The following is a 24,300-nucleotide window of genomic DNA, read 5'->3' as shown; positions in this document are numbered from 1 at the left end:
TTTCAGTTCGAATTATTTAAGATTTTATTAACATTTCGATCGTTTTTGCGACTAATACATTAAAACCTGCTTTGAATTATGCATTCCGGTGGCGCAAATACTACCCTTAGAAACAATCGTAAGCTTCTTAAAAATCGTTCCTCACGATTTAAGAGTAAGCGCACCGTTATGGGTCTGAAAGACAAGGATATCATCCGTAAAAAGGACGACAAAAAGCGCCTCACTACACTCAGTGCTTCAGAGATCAAAAACATCGGTAGACGTTTGCGTCGCAGAAGAAGAATAGAAACTGCAATTGTGCTGATCCTAATTTTAGGTGCACTGCTGTTTATCTTCAGTAGTTTTGGTTCTCCGGATGCTATTGAGGCTCCAGATGTAGCAAGTACTTCTGCTACTACTGCCGTGTTACTGCCTATTTCAAACAATCAAACCGATTTGCATGAACTGGCTGAGGATCCTACTGTGCAGTATCGAGATGTAAAGGCTGAACAGTATTTGTCCTTTGGAGTTGATTTTTATCGCGAAGGGGCTTATTCCAGAGCTCAGCTAATGTTTGAAAAGGCCTTGTTCTACGAGCCACAGCACTGTCATGCTAAAGCATGGCTAGCAACGACCAAAAAGAAGATCGAGATTATTAAAATGGAAAAACGAAAAGCTCGGGGAGAAACCCGTTATGTGTCAGATTACGCCAATCGTTAGACGTTGAAACGGAACAGCATCACGTCTCCGTCTTGCACCACATAGTCTTTTCCTTCAATACCGAGTTTACCGGCTTCTTTGACTTTCTCGCGTGATCCCATTGCCTCGTAATCTTCATAGGCAATGACCTCCGCACGGATAAAACCTTTCTCAAAGTCTGTGTGGATCACTCCTGCAGCCTCTGGAGCAGTAGCTCCTACTGCAACAGTCCAAGCACGAACTTCCTTCTCTCCTGCTGTGAAGTAGGTTTGCAGGTTGAGTAGTTTATAGGCTCCGCGGATCAGTTTAGAAGCTCCTGGTTCATCCAAACCAATATCATCCAAGAACATCTGACGCTCTTCATAATCGTCCAATTCGTTGATGTCTGCCTCGGTTCCAACAGCCAAAACAAGGACTTCAGCATTCTCTGAAGCAACTGCGGCTTTTACTTGATCCACATAAGCATTCCCGCTTACTGCGCTTGATTCATCAACATTGCAGACATACATTACAGGTTTGTCAGTAATGAGTTGTATTTGGTCAATATACGCTTCGCGAGCATCCGCAGGCACCTCAATAGCTCGTACGGAGTTTCCAGCTTCCAAACCTTCTTTGATCAGGTTTAAAGCGGCTTCCTCTTTTTGAGCCTCTTTGTTTCCCGTCTTTGCAGCGCGTTTCACTTTATCCAAACGCTTCTCAACAGTCTCAAGATCTTTAAGTTGAAGCTCAATATCAATAGTCTCCTTATCGCGAACCGGATCTACAGAACCGTCAACGTGTACAATGTTATCGTTATCAAAACAGCGCAAAACGTGAAGAATAGCGTCTGTTTCTCTAATGTTGCCTAAGAATTGGTTGCCAAGTCCCTCTCCTTTACTAGCACCTTTAACCAAGCCGGCAATGTCTACAATCTCTACCGTAGCAGGAACTACGCGTTCCGGATTCACCAATTTTTCCAATACTTCCAGACGGGTATCGGGTACGTTTACCACGCCTAAATTCGGTTCAATGGTACAAAACGGAAAGTTTGCACTTTGCGCTTTGGCATTGGATAAACAATTGAAAAGAGTTGATTTTCCTACGTTTGGTAATCCTACAATTCCGGCTTTCATGGGCTGTAACTAATTTGGCGGCAAAGATAAGAATTGCCCTGTATACCGCGCCAATTATAAGCCTTTAATTCATCGGATAAACAAATCCAAAGATTCGTGATAGAGTTCAAAATCTCCCAGATTGTTATGCCTACCCTCTGGAATAGTGATGAACTGCACATTGGCAGGTTTGAATTCCAAGAACAGGCGCTGTCCGGAACTGAACGGTACTACTCCATCTCGAGTTCCGTGTAAAATAAGGGTGGCACAATTCACTTCTGGAGCATATTTAAAACTAGGAAAGTCATATTTGATGAGCCATTGAACGGGTAAATACCTAAAGCGGGTATTGGCCACATCTTCTATACTGTGAAAGGGCGTTTCTAAAATGAGCTGTCCCGGAGTATTTTCAGCAGCTAAAAAAGTAGACACGCTGGTTCCCAAAGACCTTCCAAACACCAATATATCTTGTTCTTTGTAGCGCTTTTTAGCATGTTCATAAAACAGCTGAGCATCACTGTACATCGTAGCTTCTGCGGGGCTTCCGCCGCTTTTACCATAGCCGCGATAATCCATTACCATCACATCATAACCGTATTTGGTATACTGTTCTGCAATACCGCCCCAACGCGCTAGGTTTCCTGCATTTCCGTGATAATACAGAATAAGACCTTTTGGATCAGCAACTTTAAAATGCAAGGCATTCAAAGCAACACTGTCCGGAGTCCAAAGGTTGAATTCCTCAAACTCTGTATTGAAAGCATATTTGTAATCTGCAGCCAAAGTTTGAGGCTGAAACATGATATTGTCTTGAATGAAGTACATAAATAGTGAAAAAACAGTGTAGGGAATGGTAATGATCGCAATCCCAAAAAACAGTTTACGCATTGGCTTTGGAGCTGTGTTTTACTTTCATACTCGTGGTCTCAAGATCAATATCCGTAGGTTTTGACATCAAAATCTCACTGAGCATACGGTGGTAAGATTCAAAGTTGTTGAGATTCTTATGTCCCCCTCCAATCACAGCATAAAGTCTTGTTCTACTAGGATTTATCTTAGACAATTTAATGCTTGACTTAAAGGGTATGAGTTGGTCCTGAGTCCCGTGAATAATATGAATAGGACAACGCACATACTTCAGCCATTTATAAGTTGGCATTGGATATTTTAAAATCACTGACAAAGGCATAAAAGGCATATACCTTGAGGTGGTTTTGGTCAGGCTGTAATACGGAGCATCCAAAATGAGCATTCGCGGATGATTCTCTGAGGCGATCTTGGTAGCGAAGCCAGAACCCAAAGAACGTCCGTAGATAATGATATACTCCTCACTGACTCGCTCTCTGATTTTGTTGTAGACGTATTGCACATCTCTTTTGATGGCCTTTTGACTGCGCTTTCCAGTACTTTTACCAAATCCGCGGTAATCCAACATGATCACATCGTAATTGTGACGCGTAAAATCTACAGCGAACTTCCCCCAACCTTTTATGCTCTTGGAATTGCCTTTCAGGTATAAAACCACGCCAATCGGGTCCTTAACTTTAAAATGCAAACCATTGATGATCCCGCCATCGCGAGTTTCTAGATTGTATTCTTCTACAATTTGATTTTTATAATAAAACTGAAAATCCTTGGGAAGCTTCTCTGGTTTAAAGAGAAAATAGTCCTGCAGGTAGTACAGAATCAGGCTGATGGCCATATAAATAGCCAAAACAGTGAGGGTAATATTTAACCAGACAGGCATAAAGCGATTTGCTCTAAATTAATAAAATATGCCTACTAGCCGCAGTTTTGGACATAAAAAAACGCCGGCAATGCGGCGTTTTAGATTTGTTCTTGTCTTTTATTAATGGTGCATGAAGGCTTGCTTTCCTAGAAGTGTAGCTTCATCCTCTACGTTATTCTCATCAGGAACACAACAATCTACCGGACAAACCGCGGCACATTGAGGTTCTTCATGGAATCCCATGCATTCCGTACATTTTTCAGGGACGATATAGTAGATTTCGTCGCTAATGGGTTCTTGAGTTTCGTCGGCATTAACCGCAGCTCCATTTGGCAATACTAGATCTCCACTGAGGTCTGTTCCATCGGCATAACGCCAATCGTCGGCACCTTCATAAATTGCGGTGTTTGGGCATTCTGGTTCGCAGGCCCCGCAATTGATACATTCATCGGTAATTATGATCGCCATAGCATTTTCTTTTTCTAACTTTGTGCTACAAAAATAACGCCTAAAAGCGGTAATCACAAATGGAACTGGAACTACACAAGCGCATTGCAAGTTGGGGACAATTAGGGGCTGAATTAAACCAAATCGTTCATCAAGATCCTTTGCCCGCTGAATTCGAGGCCTTTTTATCTGCTGTTGAGTCCAAAAATGGCTGGTTTACTGAGCAGCAAGTGCTTCATGCGCTTAGAGCTTGGGCCGAAGAACTTCAAGTCGATTCTCTTAAAGCATGGCTCGCTCCGTATACCATAAATAATTTGACTCCTAAAACCATAGCGGTTATTGCTGCGGGAAATATTCCACTGGTTGGATTACACGATGCCTTAAGCGTTTTGATGAGCGGACACAAGCTGCAGATCAAATTATCCTCAAGTGACCCGCTGCTTCTTCCTTATCTTTTTGATCGCTTGATCGCTATTGAGCCTGCTTGGGCAGATTTTATTGAGGTCCGAAAAGATGCCGTAAGTGATTACGATGCCGTAATTGCAACGGGGAGCGACAATACTGCGCGCTACTTTAGTCATTACTTTAAGGACAAGCCGCACATCATTAGAAAGAATAGAAACTCTGTTGCCGTATTGAGCGGTGATGAGTCTGAAGCGGAGCTTTCTGGTTTGGCCAATGATATTTTTAGGTATTACGGTTTAGGATGCCGATCCGTCTCCAAATTGTTCGTTCCAGAAGGATTTGATTTTGATAAGATCTTCAAGGCGGTGTACGAATGGAAACACCTCTTAGCACACAAGAAATACGAAAACAACTACGATTACAACAAGGCGGTATTTTTGATGAGCCAGTTCGATTTTTTAGAAAACGGATTCTTTATGATTAAAGAGGATTCTAGTATGGCCTCTCCTATTGCCAGTGTTTTCTATGAAACCTATTCAAATGCAGCTGAATTAGCCGAAAAATTAAGCACGCAAAAAGAGCAGATTCAATGTGTTGTAGGCAATACTAATCTACAAGATACCATAGCGTTTGGACAATCCCAGCAGCCTGGATTGTCAGACTATGCAGACGGTGTGGATACCTTAGATTTCTTGTTAAAACTTTAGTTGATAATTTATTGGTTAATTAACACAGCGCGTTGACTTAATTAACATCTTTGTACTCTTAATAAAATAAGCATGCAGAAACACAATTTTAGCGCCGGTCCTTGTATTCTTCCTCAATCTGTATTTCGCAAAGCTGCGGATGCAATTATTGACTACAACGGAATAGGCCTATCCATTATAGAGATCTCACACAGAAGCAAGGAGTTTGTAGCGGTTATGGAACGTGCGAGAAGCTTGGCCATCTCCCACCTCGGATTAGAAGGAAAAGGATATCAAGCCCTTTTCTTACAAGGTGGAGCCAGCATGCAGTTCTTGATGGTTGCTTATAATTTATTGCAAGGTAAAGCAGGATACCTCAATACAGGAACCTGGTCTACCAAAGCCATTAAGGAAGCTAAGCTTTTTGGAGATTTGGTTGAAGTTGCCTCTTCCAAGGATCAGAATTTCAACTATATACCTAAAGGGTATGAAATTCCTTCTGGTTTAGACTATTTACACCTCACTTCAAACAATACCATTTTTGGAACACAAATCAAAGATATTCCACAGACGGATGCTTCTTTGATCTGTGATATGAGCAGTGATATTTTTTCACGTCAGATGGACTTCAGCCAATTTGATTTGATCTACGCTGGAGCACAAAAGAATATGGGCCCTGCCGGAACCACTTTGGTTGTTGTTAAAAGAAGAAATTCTAGGAAAGGTTAGCCGTACTATCCCGTCCATGTTGGATTACCAAGTTCATTTAGGGAAGGACAGTATGTTCAACACGCCTTCTGTATTTGCAGTGTTCACTTCTATGCTGACCTTAGAGTGGTTAGAAGAACAAGGCGGTGTTAGCGCAATAGAAAAGATCAATAACGATAAAGCGGCCTTGTTGTACGGAGAGATCGATAGAAACCCACTATTTAAAGGTTTTGTTGCGGATGCTGCTGACCGATCAACCATGAACGCCACCTTTACCATTAATGATGAGGCGCAAGCAGATCGATTCAATGCCCTCTGGCAAGAAGCCGGAATTAACGGTTTGAACGGACACCGCTCCGTAGGTGGTTATCGCGCTTCTATGTACAATGCTTTACCGCTTTCTAGCGTACAAGTATTGGTTGACGTGATGCAAGAATTTGAAAGAACAGCATAAATATAAATTAGCAGGAATAATGAAGAAGATTTTAGCCAACGACGGAATTTCGCAAAGCGGAGTCACGGCTCTCGAAGCCGCAGGCTATGAAGTGATCACCACTAAGGTGGCTCAAGAACAGTTAGAGAATTATATCAACGAAAACCAGATCAACGGGTTATTGGTGCGCTCAGCAACCACAGTACGCAAGGATCTAATAGACGCCTGTCCTAGCTTGAAGCTTATTGGACGCGGCGGCGTTGGAATGGACAATATCGATGTGGATTATGCGCGTGACAAAGGACTGCATGTGATCAACACGCCAGCGGCCTCTTCTGCTTCTGTCGCCGAATTGGTATTCGCCCACCTTTTTACAGGAGTGCGCTACCTCTATGATTCCAACAGAAACATGCCCTTAGATGGAGATACCAAATTCAAGGATCTCAAAAAGAACTATGCCAAAGGTGCGGAACTACGCGGGAAGACCTTAGGAATTATTGGTTTTGGACGAATTGGACAAGCCGTAGCAAAGATTGCCATTGGCTGCGGAATGAATGTCTTAGCTCATGATAAATACACAGAATCTGCAAGCCTTCAATTGGACTTCTTTGACGGGCGTTCTATGGATTTTGAGATCAAGACCATTTCTATGGATGAAGTGCTGCAAAATTCAGACTTCATCACTTTACACGTTCCTGCACAAAAGGATTACGTGATCGGCAAAGCAGAAATGGGTCAAATGAAAGAGGGTGCTGCCTTGATCAACGCTGCTCGTGGTGGTGTCATTGATGAAGTAGCCCTGATTGACGCCTTAGATAATGGTAAGCTTTCTTTTGCTGGTTTAGATACCTTTGAAGAAGAGCCGAAACCGGCTATCAAAGTACTGATGAATCCAAAGGTGTCACTGACGCCACACATTGGTGCAGCTACTCAAGAGGCACAAGATCGCATTGGAACCGAATTGGCAGATCAAATTGTTAGTTTGCTCGGATAGATGCTTTTTATCGGTTATTAATTGCGCTTTAACTGATTGAATTTGAAAATTTAAGGTGAGGTACTGGTATTTGTACTTCACCTTTTTTAATTTGTAGTCAGAAATAATTCACTAAACAATAATCATGGAAGGATTAATGGATTTGCTCCAAAGCGATATGGGCAAACAAATCATAAACGGGGTTAGTTCCCAAACAAACGCATCTCAACAACAAACGCAATCAGTACTCTCTATGGCTTTGCCTGTACTTATGGGTGCTATGAAGCGCAACGCAGCTTCTCCAGAAGGGGCTGAAGGCCTTATGGGTGCACTATCTGGAAAACACGATGGAAGCATCTTAGACAACCTTGGTGGGCTTTTTAGCGGCGGAGTTGATCAAAGTGTTATGGACGACGGTGCAGGTATTCTTGGACACGTCCTTGGAGGATCACAACAAAATGTGACGTCTGCCCTTTCGTCTAAATCGGGCTTAGATTCTAACACAGTAGGGAACATTCTGCAAATGGCTGCTCCTATTTTACTTGGATTCTTAGGGAAGCAACAACGTCAACAAAATGTACAATCAAGTGCTGGTTTGGGAGATCTTCTAGGCGGATTGATGGGCGGCGGTGCTTCTCAACAACCTAAGCAGCAGTCAATGATCGAATCGTTACTAGACGGTGACGGTGACGGAAGCATCTTAGATGATGTGGCCGGAATGGTTTTGAACTCAGGAGGAAAAGGCAAAAAAGGTGGCCTAGGAGGATTGTTGGGCGGACTCTTTGGAGGACGCTAACAATTAGCTACAAATAGTATTAAAAAGAGGCTCCACGCCTCTTTTTTTTATTATGACATCCAGAATTAATTAGGTTGATGGTATATTTAGTAAATTTACAATCAATTATAAGCTAAGATGAAATACCTTCTAGGATTTATACTCACCGGTCTTCTCATTTTCAGTTGTGACAGTTACAAAGGGCCGTCTAGATCGGCTCGTGACGGAGCAACTGCCAACGACACGGTGCGTATTGCCAATGACAGCCTAGATTATGAGATCATCATTATTGAACCTGGCTTTTACAATTGGTTGGTGACTCAGTTTCCAGAAGACTATTATACTTTGAGCTTTTTGGAGAACAGAAACTTATTCTACGTTCAAGAGTACAACCGCAGAGTAATTAATCCCAACCAGTACGATTCGCAATTGTATTTATGGCAAATTGATTATCAGCCCAATGTCAAATACGGCAAAGAGGTGAATTATTTACTCTACAACTGGTTCATTTACTTTCAGCAGACCTACAAGCAAAAACTGTGATGGACAAGCTAAAAGCGCGTTGGAACATTCAAGACAATTGGCAACTGACGGTAATTTTTATCGTATTTGCAATTACAGGAAGCACAGCTGCGAAATTTGCGGGGCCCCTAGTGGAGTATTTAGGAATCACCAAGGAAAGCGGAGCTTTGATCTATTGGCCCGCACGTATTCTGTTGATATTCCCAATATATCAAATTCTTTTGGTGTTCTTCGGATGGCTTTTTGGTGAGTTTCAGTTCTTTTGGAACTTTGAAAAGAAAATGCTCCGTATGTTTGGACTGTTTAAAGAGCAGTAGTCCATTGATCTCTGATATTAGAAAACTAGATACAATAAAAAACTCCCGTCCTGTAATGAAACAAGACGGGAGTTTTTATAAGAGCTTTTTACTAATTACTGTACGTTCAATACAAAAGTTAGATCGAAGTCAGTATCTCCATCGTTAACTCCAGTATCTCCAGTTTTGATGTCTGGTTGGTGCTGAAGTCTAACACGGAAAGATCCTCCCGTAGAAGCAGCAGCATTTGTAGTCCAAGAAGTGCTAAGACCTACTGGGTTCCCGTTGTCATCAGTATCGTTGTAGTTTACAGCGTCAGCAGAATCGTCAAAGTTTCCGTTTCCAGCTGGGTCAGCAAAGACGTCGTTAGTGAATGAGAAAAAGAACTGGTGCTCATCGTCTTCTTCTAGGATTTCCTCTCCAATGTCTTCTACATCAGCAGGATCCAAAGCGTTAAGGATAGCCATAGTCAGAGTGTAAGTCGCATCAGCAGTAAGCGTGATCTCGTCGTTCACTTGTAATTCTTGGATACCTTCTCCATCAGGATCTACAGCAGTAGCAGTTACCACGTCAGTAGCATCAGCATTGTTAGTAAAGATCAAAGAAACAGAAGTAATTACTTCTACTTCGTTCTCCTCTTCTGGAGCAGCATCATCGTCATCGCTACAGCTCGCTGCAAAAACAGCAACAAACAATAGAGCGATTAGTCTAAAATTCAAAATTTGATTAAAGGTTTTCATTTTTATTTGAGATTTGATTTATGAACTTGTTATTAATTTAAATAGTAGTGTAATAGAACGGTTTGTAACGTAATTTATTCATGGAGCTCTTGTTTTTTTGTTGTAATCATTAAAGTCTGATGTTATTTCCATCGAATTTGTATTTAAAAACTGTAATTCAATGAAAACAGTATGTTTATTCCGGGTTCGTCGGCAAAATACCTGAACTCGTTTAGATAATTTCTATAGCTGTTGTTTAATACATTTTGGGCTGTAATACTCCCGCCTAAGTTCTTCACTTGAAAACTCCACAATAGGTCTAGTAAAAAGTAACCTTGAGGAGCATCTATAAAGTCAAATATTTCTGAATCTGAAGTAATTTCTACAGTTCCATCAACCAAGCTTTCTGGTGTAACTGTTCGAGGCGCTTGAAATTGTTCAAAAGTGTAACTCGGGCGCACTCCCCAATTGGATTCATCAAAAATCCAAAATCCACCTTGCTCCCACTGTAATTCCAGATTTGTAGAAATTGGCGGTTGTTCAATTAAGGGTTGATCGTCCCCAATATTTCTAGACCACAGATAACTCAACCCATAAGTAGAGGATAAACGTTCACTGAAATCGTGTTTCCATGTATAATCCAATCCTATAAAGAGTGCTTCTGCTTGATCGATAATAAATGCAGGTTGTGGCCCTCTAATACTTCCAAACACACCAATCGGACGTTCATAAACAAAATTGTCAATGTAGTTGACGTATCCCGTGATCAGATGGGAATTACTTTCCGAACTGGTACGGTATTCTGTGGTAAGCTTATATCCGCGTTCCAAGTCAACATCACTGTCTTCCAACAAAACCACATCGCTGGTACTCAATGTTCCGTTATCATCAGAGAATCGAAGTAAACCAAAGGTAGAACGATAGCCTTGCTGCCCGAAACTAAAAAGCTCGGCAACATTAGGTGTTCTAAAGGCAGACCCGACATTGGTGCTCAGTGAACTGTTTTCAGAGATATTCCACAGATACCCTAAAGACGCTGTGAAATTGGTAAAGGTATAGTTGTCTCTAAAAATATCTTGATTGGTCTCACGCCCTCTAACATCATTAGTTTCCCGGTCAAAACGAACTCCAGCCTCAAAAGTGTCATCCCCTACTTCTAAGGTTTCAATAAGAAAGATACTGACCCGTTCTGTATTGTAGTTAGGAATAAAAGGAGTGGTGAGTGTCCCTGGATTATTATCATTATTCTGATTGAAATACTGCACTCCAATCACGCCATCAAAACCCTTCCAATCGGGATGTTCCCATTCCAATTGGTATTCATAGGTAACCAAGTCCAAGTTAATGATTGGGATCTCCTCTGGCCTTCTTACATCAAATTCGTTACGTCTGTTTTGTTGAATCCCCGCGTGGAAATGAAGTTTGCCTCCATCTGAATAACGCCAATCAATACCCACCTTTGCCAATTGGTGTTCTGTGGTTTGGTTGGGTTCTTTTACATCATAGGTAAACGGATTGATGATTATAGGTTCATCCGCATTAATGGAGTTGATGAATAAATCAGGACTGCGGGTGACGGAAGAACGCAACAAACCTAAGTCTTGATCAATATAACTGTAATAGACTTTAAAGTCCCAAGCATCAATATTGTATCGAGCTCCCAAACTAAAAGCCGTTTCTTCCTTTCCGGTATTGGATAGGTTGTAATCTGGAGCCTTTCTATCACCAATGCGCGCATAGCTTCCATTAGCGAAATAACTGAAATGCTCACCGCCTGCTCCAATTTCAGCATTGGCATTGTAACCACGACCGTTGGTTTGATATCCTGCTCCTACTCGCCCATAAAATGGATTGTAAAGCGCTAAAGGATTCGGCTCAACTAATATGGCTCCACTGAGTGCTTCTGGTCCAAAACGAACTCCAGCAGCACCTTTAATGACAGTAATTCCATTGGCCGCATTCATGTCGATCTCTGGAGCATGGTCAGAACCCCAATTTTGGAACGCATGCTTAATATCGTTGTTCAGAACTAAAATTCTGTTTCCAGACAAACCGTGAATAATCGGTAATTGCACGTTGGTACCTGTCGATGCGAAGGTCACACCTTCTAGTTTGGAAAGAGAAACCGCCAGTGATTGGGTTGAATTACTCAGAATGTCATCCTTGCTCAAACGGCTTTGGGCTATAGTCTCTGTGCCCTTTTCCTTTGCCGCTTCTGCCTTTACTGTTACTTCATCCAAACTAGCCACAGTCTCTTCTAAGTAATATGTTGGGATTTCACCCGCCTGCCTTGTGGTGGTGAAATTTGCTTCCTTATAACCGAGTACGTTGATAGATATGCTAACGCGGTCCGGGCAATAATCGGTCAAAACAAAACTTCCGTCTTCCTTGGTTTGGGTGTAAACATTCGTGTTAGGAACGTTGACTGTCGCGAAAGCTACAGGAGTATTGGTCGCTTTGTCTAATACTTTCCCTTTAGTACAACAACTGCAGCTTTGCTGCTGTCCTTGAACAGGCAAATTAAATAGACAAAAGCCTAAGCATATTGCAAATCTTAGTATGATAATTCTGGAATTAAATAATTAGAGGGTGGCTGAATAATAATCAGCGCTCAGGGTTAAAAACAGGATCTTTGGACGTATTACAAAGAGTGTGGCGGGGGCCTGCTGTAAATATGTAAGTTGATTTCCTGCTTGGCAGCGGAAGCGACAATCGCGTGATTCTCTTCTTGAAAGTTTAAAATTTCCTCCTTCAATTCAAAGGTAGTCTCTAAGACTAGAAAATCAAATTCTTGCGAAGTTACAAGATGTTCGCAGAGTTCACATGCTATCTCGTGTCCATCACTATCTGCGTGATGTGTAACCTGATGTATTGCAAGAGAAGACACCTTGAGCACTACAGTGATCAGCAGTATTGAAAAGAAAAAATATTTTTTCAACTTCATAGCGTGTTGAAAAGGTAATTTATAGTTGTCTTCTTTAGGATTTTTAACATCCTTCTTACAAGTTTGGCAAAAATAAGTTAAGCTTTAGACAAAAACAACATAATATCGCCTTTTTCTGTAACTTTGTGAAACTGGGTAAACTTAGTAAAACCGCGGGTTTTAGACTCCGCTTAGTTCGTTAATCCCAAGTTAAATTTTTAATAGAAATTAGAATTATGAAAAAGAATCTATTCTACACTTTTGGACTCCTTGTAACCTTAGTCCTTTTTTCATGTAGCAATGATGATGACGGAGACTCTTCAGGGAATCAACTCGATGATGTTAATGTGACAACTTTAGTATTGACCTTAACTCCAGAAGGAGGAGGAACCCCAGTGATCTTTACTTCTCAAGATTTAGATGGTACCGGACCTGGTGAGGCAGAACTAACTGTTGAAGGAACGCTAACAGCGAACACCTCATATACAGCCACCATTGTCTTTTTAAATGATGCTGTAGATCCTCAAGAGAATCAAACAATTACTATACTCCAGAATCCAAATCAGTTTCAAGTATTTTATATCAGTAGTGATGCGCTGAACCTTAATCCTATTTACCTGGATGGAGATGGAAACGGCAATCCTCTTGGAATACTTATGGGCTTTGAAGCCGGAGACGGCAGCTTTGGAAACTTGACAATTTCTTTGCGCCAAGATCCTAACAAACCTAATGACGGCAGTTTATCTGGAGCTGGTGGCACCACGAGAATTGAAACTACCTTTACGGGAGTAGCTATTCAATAATGCTCCATTAAAAAAGCTAAAAGCCCCTTCGAATTGAAGGGGCTTTTTTATTAGCGATCTGCTCTAACTTTTATGGGAGTCAACTCTCCGGGATCTTCACCGTTAAACACATAGGTATATAACCACATCAAGGTGAAGGTTGGTATAAAGTCCAGTCCAGGGATAAGCTCCTCTAGAAATACAATGACAGAAGCCATCTTTCCTTGCTTTCCTGGATACATCTTATTCATTTGCCAAGCGGCTATCGGCGCCCAAACCAGATCAATCACAGTTCCAATTCCTGGTAATACCATGGTTACCATCCCTGCAGCATCTAGCACCAATCCCTTGGCCAGCATTTTATATTTTAATTTACGCATAGGTATTTTTTAGTTCATTCATAATCAAGCAATAAGCGTACCAAATTTTGAGGCTATGAAAGCTCGATACTGATCAGACGTAAAATCGTCTTGTTTGTTTCAATACTAAAGATCTCATTTATTCTTCTAAGCTAATCAATCCTAACAACAAATTATCATTCTTTTGACATTTCATTGGCTTTATTTAACGTTTCCTTAGTAGCCCTCCCCAATTGAGCAGAGTAGCTTTGCTTGCAATCAACTGACGACCCCGCGGTCTGCCGCAAAAATTTTAACTGTATGAACTTGCGTAGCTTAACGTTATTGTTGCTGCTTTTACCTACCCTGTCTCTGTGTCAAGTCCGCAAAAACCTTGAAGCGACAAGGATTGACACCCCTCCTAAAATTGATGGAATACTAGACGATGCGATCTGGCAAGAGCTGCCGGCTTTCAACGATTTCAATATGTATGAGCCTGGAAATGATGGAGAGATCGCTGACGAATATCAAACCGAGGTTAAGTTCGCTTATGACGATAACTACGTCTATATCGCGGGCTATATGTATGACCCGAATCCGGAGTCTATTCTGACCCAATTCTCACAACGCGATGAAGTTTTTGTGCAAGCAGACGTATTCACGGTAGCGCTCAATACCTACAATGACGGAATTAACGAAACCAGGTTCTACATTAACAGTGCTGGAGCCATTGGAGACGCTTTTGTATCTAACGGTAGAACAGATTTTAGTTATAACGTAGTTTTTAGCGCGCGTACCTCAATGGATGAAAAAGGTTGGTATGCTGAATTTAGAATTCCATATAACGCTTTGCGCTTTCCTGAGATCGATATTCAAGATTGGAGTATAAACTTTTACAGACGTCTACAAACGCAAAATGAGACGCATACTTGGAATTTCATTGAGAACAGTGTGGGTAATGAAACGCAGTACAACGGAACTGTCAGTGGTGTTCAGGGAATTAACCCTCCGCTGCGCTTGACACTTTTCCCCTTTGTTCAAGGCGTAGCGACAACATTTGATGGCGAATCAGAAACTGAGTTTGCTGCCGGGATGGACATTAAATACGGGCTCAGTGATAGTTTTACTTTGGACGCTACTTTGATCCCAGATTTTGGACAAGCCGCCTTTGATGAAGTCCGATTGAACTTGGGGCCTTTTGAACAAACCTTTGGCGAGAACAGACAGTTCTTCGTGGAGGGAATTGAACTTTTTAACAAAGGAAACATATTCTTTTCCAGACGAGTAGGAAACGCTCCAACAGGTAGCGTTGGCCCCTTAGATGAAAACGAACGGATCATTGAACAGCCTTCAAAAGTCAATCTGCTCAATGCCGTAAAAATATCAGGACGTACCAAAGAAAAACTCGGAGTTGGATTCTTCAATGCTATTACCGAGCGCACCTTTGCGCGAATTGAAGACACACTTACTGGCGAACGTAGAAAGGTTCTTATTGAGCCTTTGGCCAACTATAACATTTTTGTACTGGATCAACAGTGGAATGACAACTCATCCATCTCCTTGATCAACACCAACGTGCTTAGAAACGGAAACTTTAGAGATGCTAACGTCACCGCTTTGGTTTTTGATGTTGCCGATAAGGCCAATACGTTCAGAACCTCTGGGCGTGTGGTAGTGAGTAACGTAAACGAGAATAACGGCTTTAAAACGGGTTTACGTACCGAGTTTGATATTTTTAAAACTAAGGGGAACTGGCGCTATAGATTTGGACATGATTTTGCGAACACCACGCTAGATATCAATGATCTTGGGCTCAACTTTAGAAATAACTTCAACAACTTCGTGGTTGGAGGAAGTTATCAAATCTTTGAACCTACAAAGACCTTTAACTTTTACAGAATCAATCTAACGGTACGACACCGTCGTCTTTATGATCCCGATGTACAAACGGGGAATAGCATTTTCACCAATGCCTTCTTTGTAACTCCAGAGCGCTTTGCCTTTGGTGTTGACGGCAGTTACAATACAGAAAGTGACGATTATTTTGAGCCTCGTGTTGCAGGGAGATTCCTCACCTACCCGTCTAACTATGGTTTTGGCGGATTTGTCTCTTCGGACTTTAGAAAGAAGTTTGCTTACGATATAAACGTTGGATACCGCAAATGGGATGCTGAGCAACAGTATCGTTACAACATCAATGTTTCTCCGCGATATCGATTCTCCGATAATTTCTTAGTGGTTTGGTCCACTTCCTTGTCCAAGAATGAGAACAATTTTGGATGGATCTTTAATGACGATAACGGTATTATCATCGGGCAGCGAGATTTAACCAATTTGGAAAACAGCCTTACGGCGAGTTATAACTTTGATCCGTATAAGGCGCTTGACCTGCGATTTAGAAACTTTTGGAGTACTGCAAATCACAGTGATAATGTCTATTGGATGTTGGAAGAAGATGGCTCCAGAACACGCACAGACTATGACTTGGCAAACAGAGATCCCGACACCAATTTCAATATTTGGAACTTAGATTTGAGCTTTCGTTGGCGTTTTGCTCCCGGAAGTGAGGCCACACTGCTCTATCGCAATCAGATCTTCAATGTAACCGATATGGCTAATTTGAACTATTCTGAAAGTTTGGAATCTCTCTTTGAACAGCCTGCACAACATACCTTGTCCTTGCGCATCACCTATTTTGTTGATGTGAACAATTTTGGAAATTGGTTCTAATTTTCGCTCCGGATTGCATCAGCCAATTTAATGTTCTAATTTTACGTTTTTATCATTCGGTAAATGATCCAAGCAGTAAATCTTCATAAATCTTACGCGGACCTTCATGTTTTGAAGGGCGTCGATCTACTTGTAAAACAAGGGGAAATCGTTTCTGTTGTTGGAGCGTCTGGAGCAGGTAAAACTACCTTATTACAACTTTTGGGAACCTTAGATCAGCCTGATGACACCACTACAAGCTTGAAATTTCAAGATCAAGAGCTCAAAGGAATGAATAAGCGCGAGCTTGCTGAGTTTCGCAACAAGCATTTGGGATTTATCTTTCAATTTCACCAATTACTTCCAGAATTCACAGCTCTTGAGAATGTGTGCATTCCAGGTTATATCGCCGGGACTCCTAAAACAGAGGTACGACAGCGGGCCAAAGAACTCTTGGATTTGCTCGGGCTTCAAGATCGCTACGATCACAAACCCAGCGAACTCTCCGGTGGAGAACAACAACGTACAGCAGTTGCACGAGCTTTGATCAACAAGCCCGACCTTATTTTAGCCGATGAACCTTCCGGGAATTTAGACTCAGAAGCTGCCGATAAGTTACACAAGCTGTTTTTCGAACTTCGTGACACATTAGGTCAAACGTTTATTTTGGTTACTCACAACAACGAATTGGCCGACATGGCTGACCGAAAGCTCACCATGGTAGACGGGAAGATCGTATAATGAATCGCAGCGAGCTCAAAGCATTCTTAGACGAAAAGGCGGCTTACTACGAGCAGCCTAGCTTTCTGGAACAAGACCCTATTCAAATCCCGCACAGATATACCCTCAAGGAAGATATTGAGATCAGTGGTTTTTTAACTGCTGTCATTGCTTGGGGTAATAGGCTGAGTATCCTACGCAGCGCCGATAAGATGATGCAGATCATGGGCAATGCCCCGCATGATTTCATTTTGAATCACGAGTCTAAAGATCTTGAAAAAATAGAAGGCTTTGTGCACAGAACCTTTCAAACTGTAGATCTAAAGTACTTTCTAAAGGCCTTGCAGCAACTCTATCGTCATCAAGGAGGCCTAGAATCTACCTTAGCAAAACACTATAAAGAAGCCAGAGAACTGCAACTGGCTTTGAGTTCTTTCAAAAAAGAGTTCTTCAGTTTTGATCCGCCTCAGCGGAGTTTAAAACATTTACCAGATCCGCTTAAAGGTTCAGCGGCAAAACGAATCAATATGTATTTGAGATGGATGGTTCGCTCCTCCGCTAGAAATGTTGACTTTGGGATTTGGCATCAAATTCCTGCCTCTGCTCTTTCTTGTCCTTTGGATGTGCACAGCGGTCGTGTAGCCCGTGCTGTTAAGCTTTTAAAACGCAAACAGAACGATGCAAAAGCCGTTATGGAACTGGACAAGGCGTTGCGACGTTTGGATCCAGACGATCCAGTAAAATACGACTTCGCGCTATTTGGTCTGGGCGTTGATGAAAAATTCTAGTCCTTCACTGACAGTATTTACTGCTCTCTTCGACTTAAGTATCATGAGAGCAATCCTTCTTTTCAGCCTATTGGCCCTACCCTTTTCCGTGTTTAGTCAGAATATGAACAACGAGCGCCTGCAAGAGATCCTTCATGTAGAAAGTGATTCTGTTGTTGGTGCCAACGGGCGTTGGCAAATAACCTATAAGGAAGCCCCCATGTTGGTACTGACGGACCAGACCAATGACAGAATGCGAATCATCATGCCTATTACTAAAGGAACCACACTCTCAAAAGAGATGCTTCAAGCCTGTCTGACGGCTAATTTTCACACGGCATTGGATGTCAAATATGCCTTATCTGATGAACTCTTGTGGGCGGTTTATATACATCCGCTTAGTCCTTTGACAGAAGAACAGCTCAAAAGTGCGCTTGCCCAGGTCTACTCTGCGGCGCTTACTTTTGGCACTACTTTTTCCAGTACTGACCTACTGTTTGGAGGTGGTCAAATTCCAGAGGATCAGCCAGATCCAAGTCCGGCGTTAAACCCCAAAAGAGGCTAATAGAATAAGCCTGCTAGCTAAAAATGTTGCAGGGAAGTTAAAAGGGTTTCTTCTCGCAATCAAAAGTGTATCTTTGAAAGCAATACGCTTTTTTACTGCGCTAAATGCAATTCAAAAACCCGGAAATCTTTTACGGCCTACTCCTGCTGCTGATCCCCATATTGGTGCATCTGTTTCAATTGCGCCGTTTTGTAAAGGTACCATTCACCAATGTAGCCTTTCTAAAAGAGATCCAACTCAAAACCCGAAAAAGCTCTAAACTTAAAAAATGGTTGGTGCTCGCCTTGCGTTGTATGGCCCTCGCAGCTCTTGTTACCGCCTTTGCTCAGCCTTTCCTGTCAGATAAAACCGAGGATCAACAAGAAGACGAATACGTTTTTTATTTGGACAATAGCTATAGCATGACCGCTAGAGATCAACAAGGCACGCTTTTGTCAAAAGCCGTGCAAGACCTTTATGACAATCCGCCTTTGTCTGGAAGTTTTAGATGGTTTACCAATAGTGAGGACTACAATTCTGATACAGAGGTTGACTTTAGAAACAGTTTGCTTGAAGTCAGTCCATCCTTTAAACAATACAATTACAAAGAAATACTACTTAAGGCCAGTGGTATGTTCTCCAAAGAGGACACCCGTAAAAACCTGGTGGTGTTTTCAGATTTTCAGGCCAATGCTTTTGGGGCGATGGATTCCTTGTCGTCTATTGATATACAGGCCGTAAAGCTCGAAGCCCAATCCTTGGCTAATGTGAGTATAGATACTGCATACATTCAAGCAAACATTAACGGAAGCGCCGTTTTAAAAGTAGGCTTAAGTGCCGCTACAAGAAATAATGTGAATTACCCGGTTTCCTTATGGGAAGCAGAAACACTGGCGGCCAAATCAGCGGTTTCATTCGATCAAAACCTTAAACAAGAAGTAGCGTTTCCAATTGATCTAAACAAACCTTTTTTAGGTCGATTGAGCATCAACGATCAAGAGTTGGAATTTGACAATGAACTCTATTTTGCGCTCGGCAAAAAGACTGCGATCAAAGTAATGAGCATCAACCAAGCCGATCAATCCTTTTTGGATAAGTTATTTCCAGAGGCCGATTTTGAACTCACCCATTTCAATTATGCAGCTGCAGATTATAACGCCATCTTACAACAAAATGTAGTTGTACTGAACGAATTAGAACGCGTTCCCGCGAGTCTAGTCACAGCTCTGGAACGCTTTAAAGCAGAAGGCGGCGTGATTGTTGTAATTCCTGCGGCCCAAGCAGATCTAACAGAGTATACCGCCTTACTACAACGCTTAGAGGCAGGAACTTTTTCTGAGCCCGTCAACCAGGAGCGTAAGCTGAACACTATAAATTTTGATCATCCCTTGTTCAGTTCTGTATTTAGTAAAACAGTGGACAACTTTCAATACCCGACGGTCAACACCTTCTTTGATCTGACCAGTGGCGGCAATGATCCTTTATCACTTGAAGGAGGAAATCCATTCTTGGTACAATTCAATAGAGTTTATGTATTTGGCGCTCCTTTGAGCAGTCCAAATTCTAACTTTAAAGAGTCTCCACTTATCGTCCCTACATTCTACAATATTGGGCGAAGCGCACTCCCCTTACCCGTTCTTTATTATGAAATCGGGAAAAGTCAGCAGATCGGTTTGCCAATTTCCTTAGGAGAGGATCAAATTGTAAGTCTAAAAGGAACCGATCAGGATTTTATTCCGCTACAACAACGCTATGCCAATAAGGTAGTATTGTCCACAGAAGCAGATCCAGCCGTTCAAGGACATTATTTTGCCTTGAATAAAACCGATACTTTAGCCATTCTTCCCTACAATACTGCGAGAAAAGAAGCAGATCTTCAAAATTACAACACTAATGATTTAAAGGGTATAAACTTCTTTGACTCCGTTGAGGATATGTTGTTGGAAATGAAGCAACAAGGAGAGCAACGTCCCTTATGGCAATGGTTTGTGATCTTAGCGGTGCTCTTTTTGATCACAGAAATGGCAGTTTTACGCTTTTTAAAGTGATGAAATTTTTAAAGATAGTATTATCTTTGCGCCAATGCAGGTGTTAATAAAATCCGCAACCATTCTAGATCGTGCTAGTGATCACCACAACAAAAAGCGCGACATTCTCATTTTTAACGGTATTATTCAAAAGATTGCTGCCTCTATTGACCAGAAGGAAGCAGATCTTGTAATTGACAAGCCCAACCTTCACGTTTCATTAGGTTGGTTTGATTCCAGCGTGAGTTTTGGTGAACCGGGCTACGAGCAACGGGAAACCTTGGCTAATGGTATGCAGGTCAGTGCGCAATCAGGACTTTGCCACGTGGCCATCAACGCTAATTCAGCTCCAATAACGGACAACAAATCTGCGGTCAGTTTTATTGCACAACGCACCGAGGGTTCTCCGGTGAATGCTGTGATCATTGGCGCCTTGACTCAAGGAAGCAAAGGAATTGATCAGGCGGAAATGTTCGATATGAATACTGTTGGTTGTCCGAGTTTTTACGATTACAAACGTCCGACAGACGATGTAAACCTGCTAAAGCTTTCCTTGCAGTATACCCAACCTTTTGGTGGATTGGTACAGAGTTTTCCGCTGGAGAAAGGCTTGGCTACTAAAGGCGTAGTTCATGAGGGTATTGCCAGTACTCAATTAGGCCTAAAAGGTATTTCCAGTACTGCCGAGACCTTGAGAATTCAAAGAGATCTGGGCATTTTAGAATACACCGGTGGGAAGTTGCATATTCCTACCATTTCTTCTGCAGCTAGTGTGAAATTGATCAAAGCGGCTAAGAAAAGTGGTTTGGCTGTTAGTTGTAGTGTTGCTGCACATCATTTGTTATTTACGGATGAAGTCTTAGAAGGCTTTGACACCCAATACAAGGTCATGCCTCCACTACGTGATAAAGCAGATCGCAAGGCGCTTATCAAAGGCTTGCAAGACGGCACTATTGACGGAGTAACCTCAGATCACAATCCGTTGGATATCGAATCTAAGAAAAAGGAATTTGATCATGCAGACTTCGGTACTATTGGCTTAGAATGCCTTTTTGGAGCAACCAATAAAGCTTTGGGAACTGAAGCAGCTGTAGATGCCTTAACCGGTTTGAGAGCAATCTTTGGAATCAATTCAACCACAATTGAGGAAGGCCAAACAGCTGATCTGAGCCTGTTTGATCCCCAAGAAACTTGGACTGTTGATGCTAAGACCCTTCCCTCCTTTTCTAAAAACTGTATCTATCACGGCCATCAGCTTCAAGGGAAAGCCTACGGAATGATCTTGGGTGAAAAATACCACTTAAACGATGAGTGATTCTCCTTCTGACAAAAGCATTGCCATAATCGCTTACATTACCTTCATTGGGACCATTATCGCCTATTTTTTAAATAGAGAGGCTAAACATCCCTTTGCCACCAAGCACATTCAAAATATGTTTGGACTATTACTGATCTTATTCTGTGCTCAAGTGGCCTACGGTTATATGAATCCTATTTTAGGCGATGTGCTGTGGATCGGATCTTTTGGTGCCTGGGCCTTTAGTTTAGTGACCGCAATTATCGGTAAAGAACCTGCTATTCCTTTCTTCAGTCAAAAATTTCAAGAGTGGTTTCAGTTTTTAAAGTAATTAGCTATCTTTAAAAAGCTAAATAACTAACTAAAAACTATTTACCATGTCAGAAACTGCACAAGACGGCAAAACCATCGCCATTATTAGCTACATCACCTTGATTGGTTGGATCATCGCCTTAGTGATGCACCAGAGCAACAAAACCAGTTTAGGAGCTTATCATATTCGTCAAATGTTGGGATTAATGCTGATCTCCTTAGCCATTAGCCTTGTTGGACGTGTTTTAGGAATAGCCATGATCTTATGGATTTTGAATATCGGACTACTGGTATTCTGGGTTCTGGGCTTGGTAAGCGCTGTTCAAGGTGAAGAAAAACCCGTGCCAATTATTGGCCCCATGTTCCAAGATTGGTTCAAAGGAGTCGCTTAATAAAACCCTTTAAAAGAAATTCAGCCATCGTTTTACGGTGGCTTTTTTTATGGTTAATTTTGCTCAAGAATTAAGAACTATGGCCACATTTGCATTGGAACATTTATACCGACCAGCGGCAGATACCTCTAAAAAAGCACCATTGATTATCATGCTTCATGGCTATGGAAGTGATATGAATGATCTGTTTTCATTCGCTTCTGAATTGCCTGAGGAGTATGCAGTTCTTTCAGTTCAAGCGCCTCATGCAATGCAACCCTACGGCAATGCTTGGTATGCCATTCACTGGGATCAGGTTGGCGGTGGAAAGTTCAACGATATTGAGCAGGCGGTAGCTTCTCGAGAGTTGTTGGGGACTTTTATTAGCCAGGCCTTAGATGAATATCCAGTGGATCGGGAGCGTGTGGCACTAATAGGATTCAGTCAGGGTACAATTTTGAGTTTTGCTTATGCCCTATCCCATCCGCAACAAATTAAATGTGTAGTGGGATTGAGTGGCTATATCGTACCAGAAATGTATGTTGAGAATTATCGGGAAAACGATTTTAGCGGACTTAAAGTGTACAGTTCCCACGGAAGTGTAGATGCCGTTATACCAGTAGATTGGGCGCGTAAAACGCCAGGCTTTTTAGATGAATTGGGAATTCCGAATGTGTTTAGTGAATTTCCCGTTGGACACGGTGTGGCTCCGCAGAATTTCTACGAGTTTAAAGCTTGGCTAGAAGAAAACCTTTAGTTCGGGTACATCAACGAACCTAAAGTGTTAAAGGTGATCTGCTTGTCATCTTCAATAAAGTACTCCAAGACCATTTCTCCCCAATAGCGTCCGTCAGTGAAATCGCCAACCAACCAACGGTGGTTTAAAAACTTCAATTTATTGATGCGCATGGTACCGTCCATCCCTTCATAAGGGATCAACGGGTTTCCTTCTGATTGGCCGTTGTAGGCGTAAATGGATTCGCGCACATAGTTCTCTATGTCTGCAGCCTCAAATCCTAAAGATTCAAAATAGGTCATGGCATTGTCATTGCCTTGAAGCGTAAAGTAATTCAAAGTAGCGTTCTGCTCTTGTAGCGTATCGATATCTGCCGTAAGTTGAGCGAGTTGTGTCTCTAAAGAATCTATTTTTGCCTTGCTGATCCTCATAAATACGCTTTTGATTGACATACATGAATAACACCAATAAAATGGCGAAGAAGAACAGGTACATGAAAATCGATTTCTTCATAAAACAGTAAAAAGTTTAGTTGAAATTAAGTTCCAAATTGTCATAAGCAAGGTACACATTCTCAGGCAGGTTTTTAGATACCTCCTCATGAAAACCGAGCAAGTGACTGATGTGTGTAAAATAAGTCTTCTTAGCTCCTATGCGCTTTGCCATGGCTAAGGCTTCTTCCAAATTTAAATGTGTCCTGTGCGGCTCTACGCGCAAGGCACTAATGACCACAGCCTCTAAATCACGGAGCTTTTCAAACTCAGCATCTGGAATGGTCTTCACATCAGTCATATAGGCAAAATCAATCAATACGAAAGCCTAATACCGGTAAATCGCCATGAAACACACGGATCGGCGTCACCTGCTTGCCTTTAAGGGCAAAACTATTATCCGCGTTAATAACATTCTCATCAATTGTAGGTGCCCCAGGATATTTATTCTCCGTTTCAAAGATGTATCCAAATCGATCCTTTAGCGCATCAAAGACCCGCGGTTCGGCATAAAATGGAACATCTCCCTGTCTAAAAAAGAACGGGCGAATATCATCCAAACCTGCCGTGTGGTCACTGTGCTCGTGCGTTAATAGAATCCCGTCCAGACGTCTTTGACCCACCCGCAGCATTTGCTGTCTAAAATCAGGTCCGCAATCAATGACGAAGAATTGGTCCTCCCACTGTAATTGCACGGAGACACGCAATCTTTTGTCTTTAGGATCCTCGCTTAAACAGACGGGATGCGTACTGCCAATAATTGGGATTCCTTGGGAGGTTCCTGTACCTAAAAATGTGATTTTAAGGGGCGATCTCATAAA

General features: G+C 41.9%; 24 protein-coding genes and 2 pseudogenes. 17 read left to right on the top strand and 9 right to left on the bottom strand.

From position 1 onward, the window contains the following. Positions 1–168 precede the first annotated feature (168 nt). Positions 169–699, top strand: coding sequence for a hypothetical protein (locus ACSLP7_RS10580; RefSeq protein ID WP_435579272.1), 531 nt, complete (start codon positions 169–171; stop codon positions 697–699). On the opposite strand, the gene ychF is transcribed toward ACSLP7_RS10580, so the two are convergent. The 4 genes from ychF to ACSLP7_RS10560 all read right to left on the bottom strand — a co-directional run bounded on the left by ychF (position 696) and on the right by ACSLP7_RS10560 (position 3,966). After that, positions 696–1,790 (bottom strand): redox-regulated ATPase YchF, encoded by a 1,095-nt coding sequence (gene ychF, locus ACSLP7_RS10575; RefSeq protein ID WP_435579271.1) that lies wholly within the window; start codon positions 1,788–1,790, stop codon positions 696–698. The genes ACSLP7_RS10580 and ychF overlap by 4 nt on opposite strands. 69 nt (positions 1,791–1,859) lie before the next feature. After that, positions 1,860–2,657 (bottom strand): alpha/beta hydrolase, encoded by a 798-nt coding sequence (locus tag ACSLP7_RS10570; protein ID WP_435579270.1) that lies wholly within the window; start codon positions 2,655–2,657, stop codon positions 1,860–1,862. Next, positions 2,650–3,516 carry an alpha/beta hydrolase gene (locus ACSLP7_RS10565; protein WP_272832418.1) on the bottom strand — a complete coding sequence of 289 codons (867 nt, stop codon included), beginning with the start codon at positions 3,514–3,516 and terminating at the stop codon, positions 2,650–2,652. Before ACSLP7_RS10565 ends, ACSLP7_RS10570 begins: the two co-directional genes overlap by 8 nt. Before the next feature lie 102 nt (positions 3,517–3,618). Beyond that, the gene (locus ACSLP7_RS10560; protein WP_272832417.1) at positions 3,619–3,966 is read right to left on the bottom strand and encodes a 4Fe-4S dicluster domain-containing protein; all 348 of its coding nucleotides are present in this window, start codon (positions 3,964–3,966) and stop codon (positions 3,619–3,621) included. Positions 3,967–4,025: 59 nt separating this feature from the next. Between ACSLP7_RS10560 and ACSLP7_RS10555 the strand changes: the two genes are divergently transcribed. From ACSLP7_RS10555 to ACSLP7_RS10530, 6 genes and pseudogenes are all read left to right on the top strand, one after another. After that, positions 4,026–5,057: an acyl-CoA reductase gene (locus tag ACSLP7_RS10555; protein WP_435579269.1), complete on the top strand. Its 1,032-nt coding sequence runs from the start codon at positions 4,026–4,028 to the stop codon at positions 5,055–5,057. A gap of 72 nt (positions 5,058–5,129) precedes the next feature. Further along, a pseudogene (gene serC / locus ACSLP7_RS10550) lies at positions 5,130–6,198 on the top strand (3-phosphoserine/phosphohydroxythreonine transaminase). Between the two features lie 19 nt (positions 6,199–6,217). Beyond that, complete coding sequence (locus ACSLP7_RS10545) at positions 6,218–7,171, top strand: D-2-hydroxyacid dehydrogenase (RefSeq protein WP_435579268.1); 954 nt, start codon at positions 6,218–6,220, stop codon at positions 7,169–7,171. 124 nt (positions 7,172–7,295) lie between these two features. Continuing rightward, positions 7,296–7,946, top strand: a complete 651-nt coding sequence (locus tag ACSLP7_RS10540; RefSeq protein ID WP_435579267.1) for a DUF937 domain-containing protein — start codon at positions 7,296–7,298, stop codon at positions 7,944–7,946. A gap of 117 nt (positions 7,947–8,063) precedes the next feature. Beyond that, positions 8,064–8,468 carry a DUF6146 family protein gene (locus ACSLP7_RS10535; RefSeq protein ID WP_291183832.1) on the top strand — a complete coding sequence of 135 codons (405 nt, stop codon included), beginning with the start codon at positions 8,064–8,066 and terminating at the stop codon, positions 8,466–8,468. Further along, positions 8,468–8,764 (top strand): DUF6787 family protein, encoded by a 297-nt coding sequence (locus tag ACSLP7_RS10530; RefSeq protein ID WP_435579266.1) that lies wholly within the window; start codon positions 8,468–8,470, stop codon positions 8,762–8,764. Before ACSLP7_RS10535 ends, ACSLP7_RS10530 begins: the two co-directional genes overlap by 1 nt. Positions 8,765–8,859: 95 nt before the next feature. Here ACSLP7_RS10530 and ACSLP7_RS10525 read toward each other — a convergent pair whose 3' ends face one another. Further along, complete coding sequence (locus tag ACSLP7_RS10525) at positions 8,860–9,483, bottom strand: GTP cyclohydrolase (RefSeq protein WP_435579265.1); 624 nt, start codon at positions 9,481–9,483, stop codon at positions 8,860–8,862. 143 nt (positions 9,484–9,626) lie between these two features. Beyond that, positions 9,627–11,981: a TonB-dependent receptor gene (locus ACSLP7_RS10520; RefSeq protein ID WP_435579264.1), complete on the bottom strand. Its 2,355-nt coding sequence runs from the start codon at positions 11,979–11,981 to the stop codon at positions 9,627–9,629. 640 nt (positions 11,982–12,621) lie between these two features. Between ACSLP7_RS10520 and ACSLP7_RS10515 the strand changes: the two genes are divergently transcribed. Beyond that, complete coding sequence (locus tag ACSLP7_RS10515; protein WP_435579263.1) at positions 12,622–13,188, top strand: type 1 periplasmic binding fold superfamily protein; 567 nt, start codon at positions 12,622–12,624, stop codon at positions 13,186–13,188. Positions 13,189–13,238: 50 nt separating this feature from the next. Here ACSLP7_RS10515 and ACSLP7_RS10510 read toward each other — a convergent pair whose 3' ends face one another. Then, on the bottom strand, positions 13,239–13,547 hold the full coding sequence (locus tag ACSLP7_RS10510) for a hypothetical protein (RefSeq protein ID WP_435579262.1): 309 nt from the start codon (positions 13,545–13,547) through the stop codon (positions 13,239–13,241). A gap of 279 nt (positions 13,548–13,826) precedes the next feature. On the opposite strand from ACSLP7_RS10510, the gene ACSLP7_RS10505 reads away from it, so the two are divergent. The 9 genes from ACSLP7_RS10505 (at position 13,827) to ACSLP7_RS10465 (ending at position 23,009) form a co-directional block, all read left to right on the top strand. Next, positions 13,827–16,235 (top strand): DUF5916 domain-containing protein, encoded by a 2,409-nt coding sequence (locus ACSLP7_RS10505; protein ID WP_435579261.1) that lies wholly within the window; start codon positions 13,827–13,829, stop codon positions 16,233–16,235. A 63-nt stretch (positions 16,236–16,298) separates the two neighbouring features. Further along, positions 16,299–16,955: an ABC transporter ATP-binding protein gene (locus ACSLP7_RS10500; RefSeq protein WP_435579260.1), complete on the top strand. Its 657-nt coding sequence runs from the start codon at positions 16,299–16,301 to the stop codon at positions 16,953–16,955. Then, entirely contained in the window at positions 16,955–17,722 is a 768-nt protein-coding gene (locus tag ACSLP7_RS10495; protein WP_435579259.1) for a TIGR02757 family protein, read from the top strand. Before ACSLP7_RS10500 ends, ACSLP7_RS10495 begins: the two co-directional genes overlap by 1 nt. Positions 17,723–17,765: 43 nt before the next feature. Continuing rightward, positions 17,766–18,266, top strand: coding sequence for a hypothetical protein (locus tag ACSLP7_RS10490; RefSeq protein WP_435579258.1), 501 nt, complete (start codon positions 17,766–17,768; stop codon positions 18,264–18,266). A 104-nt stretch (positions 18,267–18,370) separates the two neighbouring features. Further along, complete coding sequence (locus tag ACSLP7_RS10485) at positions 18,371–20,293, top strand: BatA domain-containing protein (protein WP_435579257.1); 1,923 nt, start codon at positions 18,371–18,373, stop codon at positions 20,291–20,293. 34 nt (positions 20,294–20,327) lie between these two features. Then, positions 20,328–21,587, top strand: a complete 1,260-nt coding sequence (locus ACSLP7_RS10480) for a dihydroorotase (RefSeq protein WP_435579256.1) — start codon at positions 20,328–20,330, stop codon at positions 21,585–21,587. After that, the gene (locus ACSLP7_RS10475; protein ID WP_291183793.1) at positions 21,580–21,900 is read left to right on the top strand and encodes a hypothetical protein; all 321 of its coding nucleotides are present in this window, start codon (positions 21,580–21,582) and stop codon (positions 21,898–21,900) included. Before ACSLP7_RS10480 ends, ACSLP7_RS10475 begins: the two co-directional genes overlap by 8 nt. A 46-nt stretch (positions 21,901–21,946) precedes the next feature. Then, entirely contained in the window at positions 21,947–22,273 is a 327-nt protein-coding gene (locus ACSLP7_RS10470; RefSeq protein ID WP_435579255.1) for a DUF4870 domain-containing protein, read from the top strand. A gap of 79 nt (positions 22,274–22,352) precedes the next feature. Then, the gene (locus tag ACSLP7_RS10465; RefSeq protein WP_435579254.1) at positions 22,353–23,009 is read left to right on the top strand and encodes an alpha/beta hydrolase; all 657 of its coding nucleotides are present in this window, start codon (positions 22,353–22,355) and stop codon (positions 23,007–23,009) included. On the opposite strand, the gene ACSLP7_RS10460 is transcribed toward ACSLP7_RS10465, so the two are convergent. Together ACSLP7_RS10460 and ACSLP7_RS10455 are read right to left on the bottom strand one after the other, a co-directional pair. Further along, positions 23,006–23,419 (bottom strand): bZIP transcription factor, encoded by a 414-nt coding sequence (locus ACSLP7_RS10460; RefSeq protein WP_435579253.1) that lies wholly within the window; start codon positions 23,417–23,419, stop codon positions 23,006–23,008. The two genes, ACSLP7_RS10465 and ACSLP7_RS10460, sit on opposite strands and share 4 nt — an antisense overlap. Before the next feature lie 97 nt (positions 23,420–23,516). Further along, positions 23,517–24,297: pseudogene (locus ACSLP7_RS10455) on the bottom strand (MBL fold metallo-hydrolase). Between the last annotated feature and the right edge of the window lie 3 nt (positions 24,298–24,300).

It is taken from the genome of Gilvibacter sp. (assembly GCF_965601605.1).
In the GTDB taxonomy this organism is placed as follows: domain Bacteria; phylum Bacteroidota; class Bacteroidia; order Flavobacteriales; family Flavobacteriaceae; genus Gilvibacter.
Note: the sequence above shows the minus strand (reverse complement) of the source record. Positions and strands in the feature narration are given on the sequence as shown.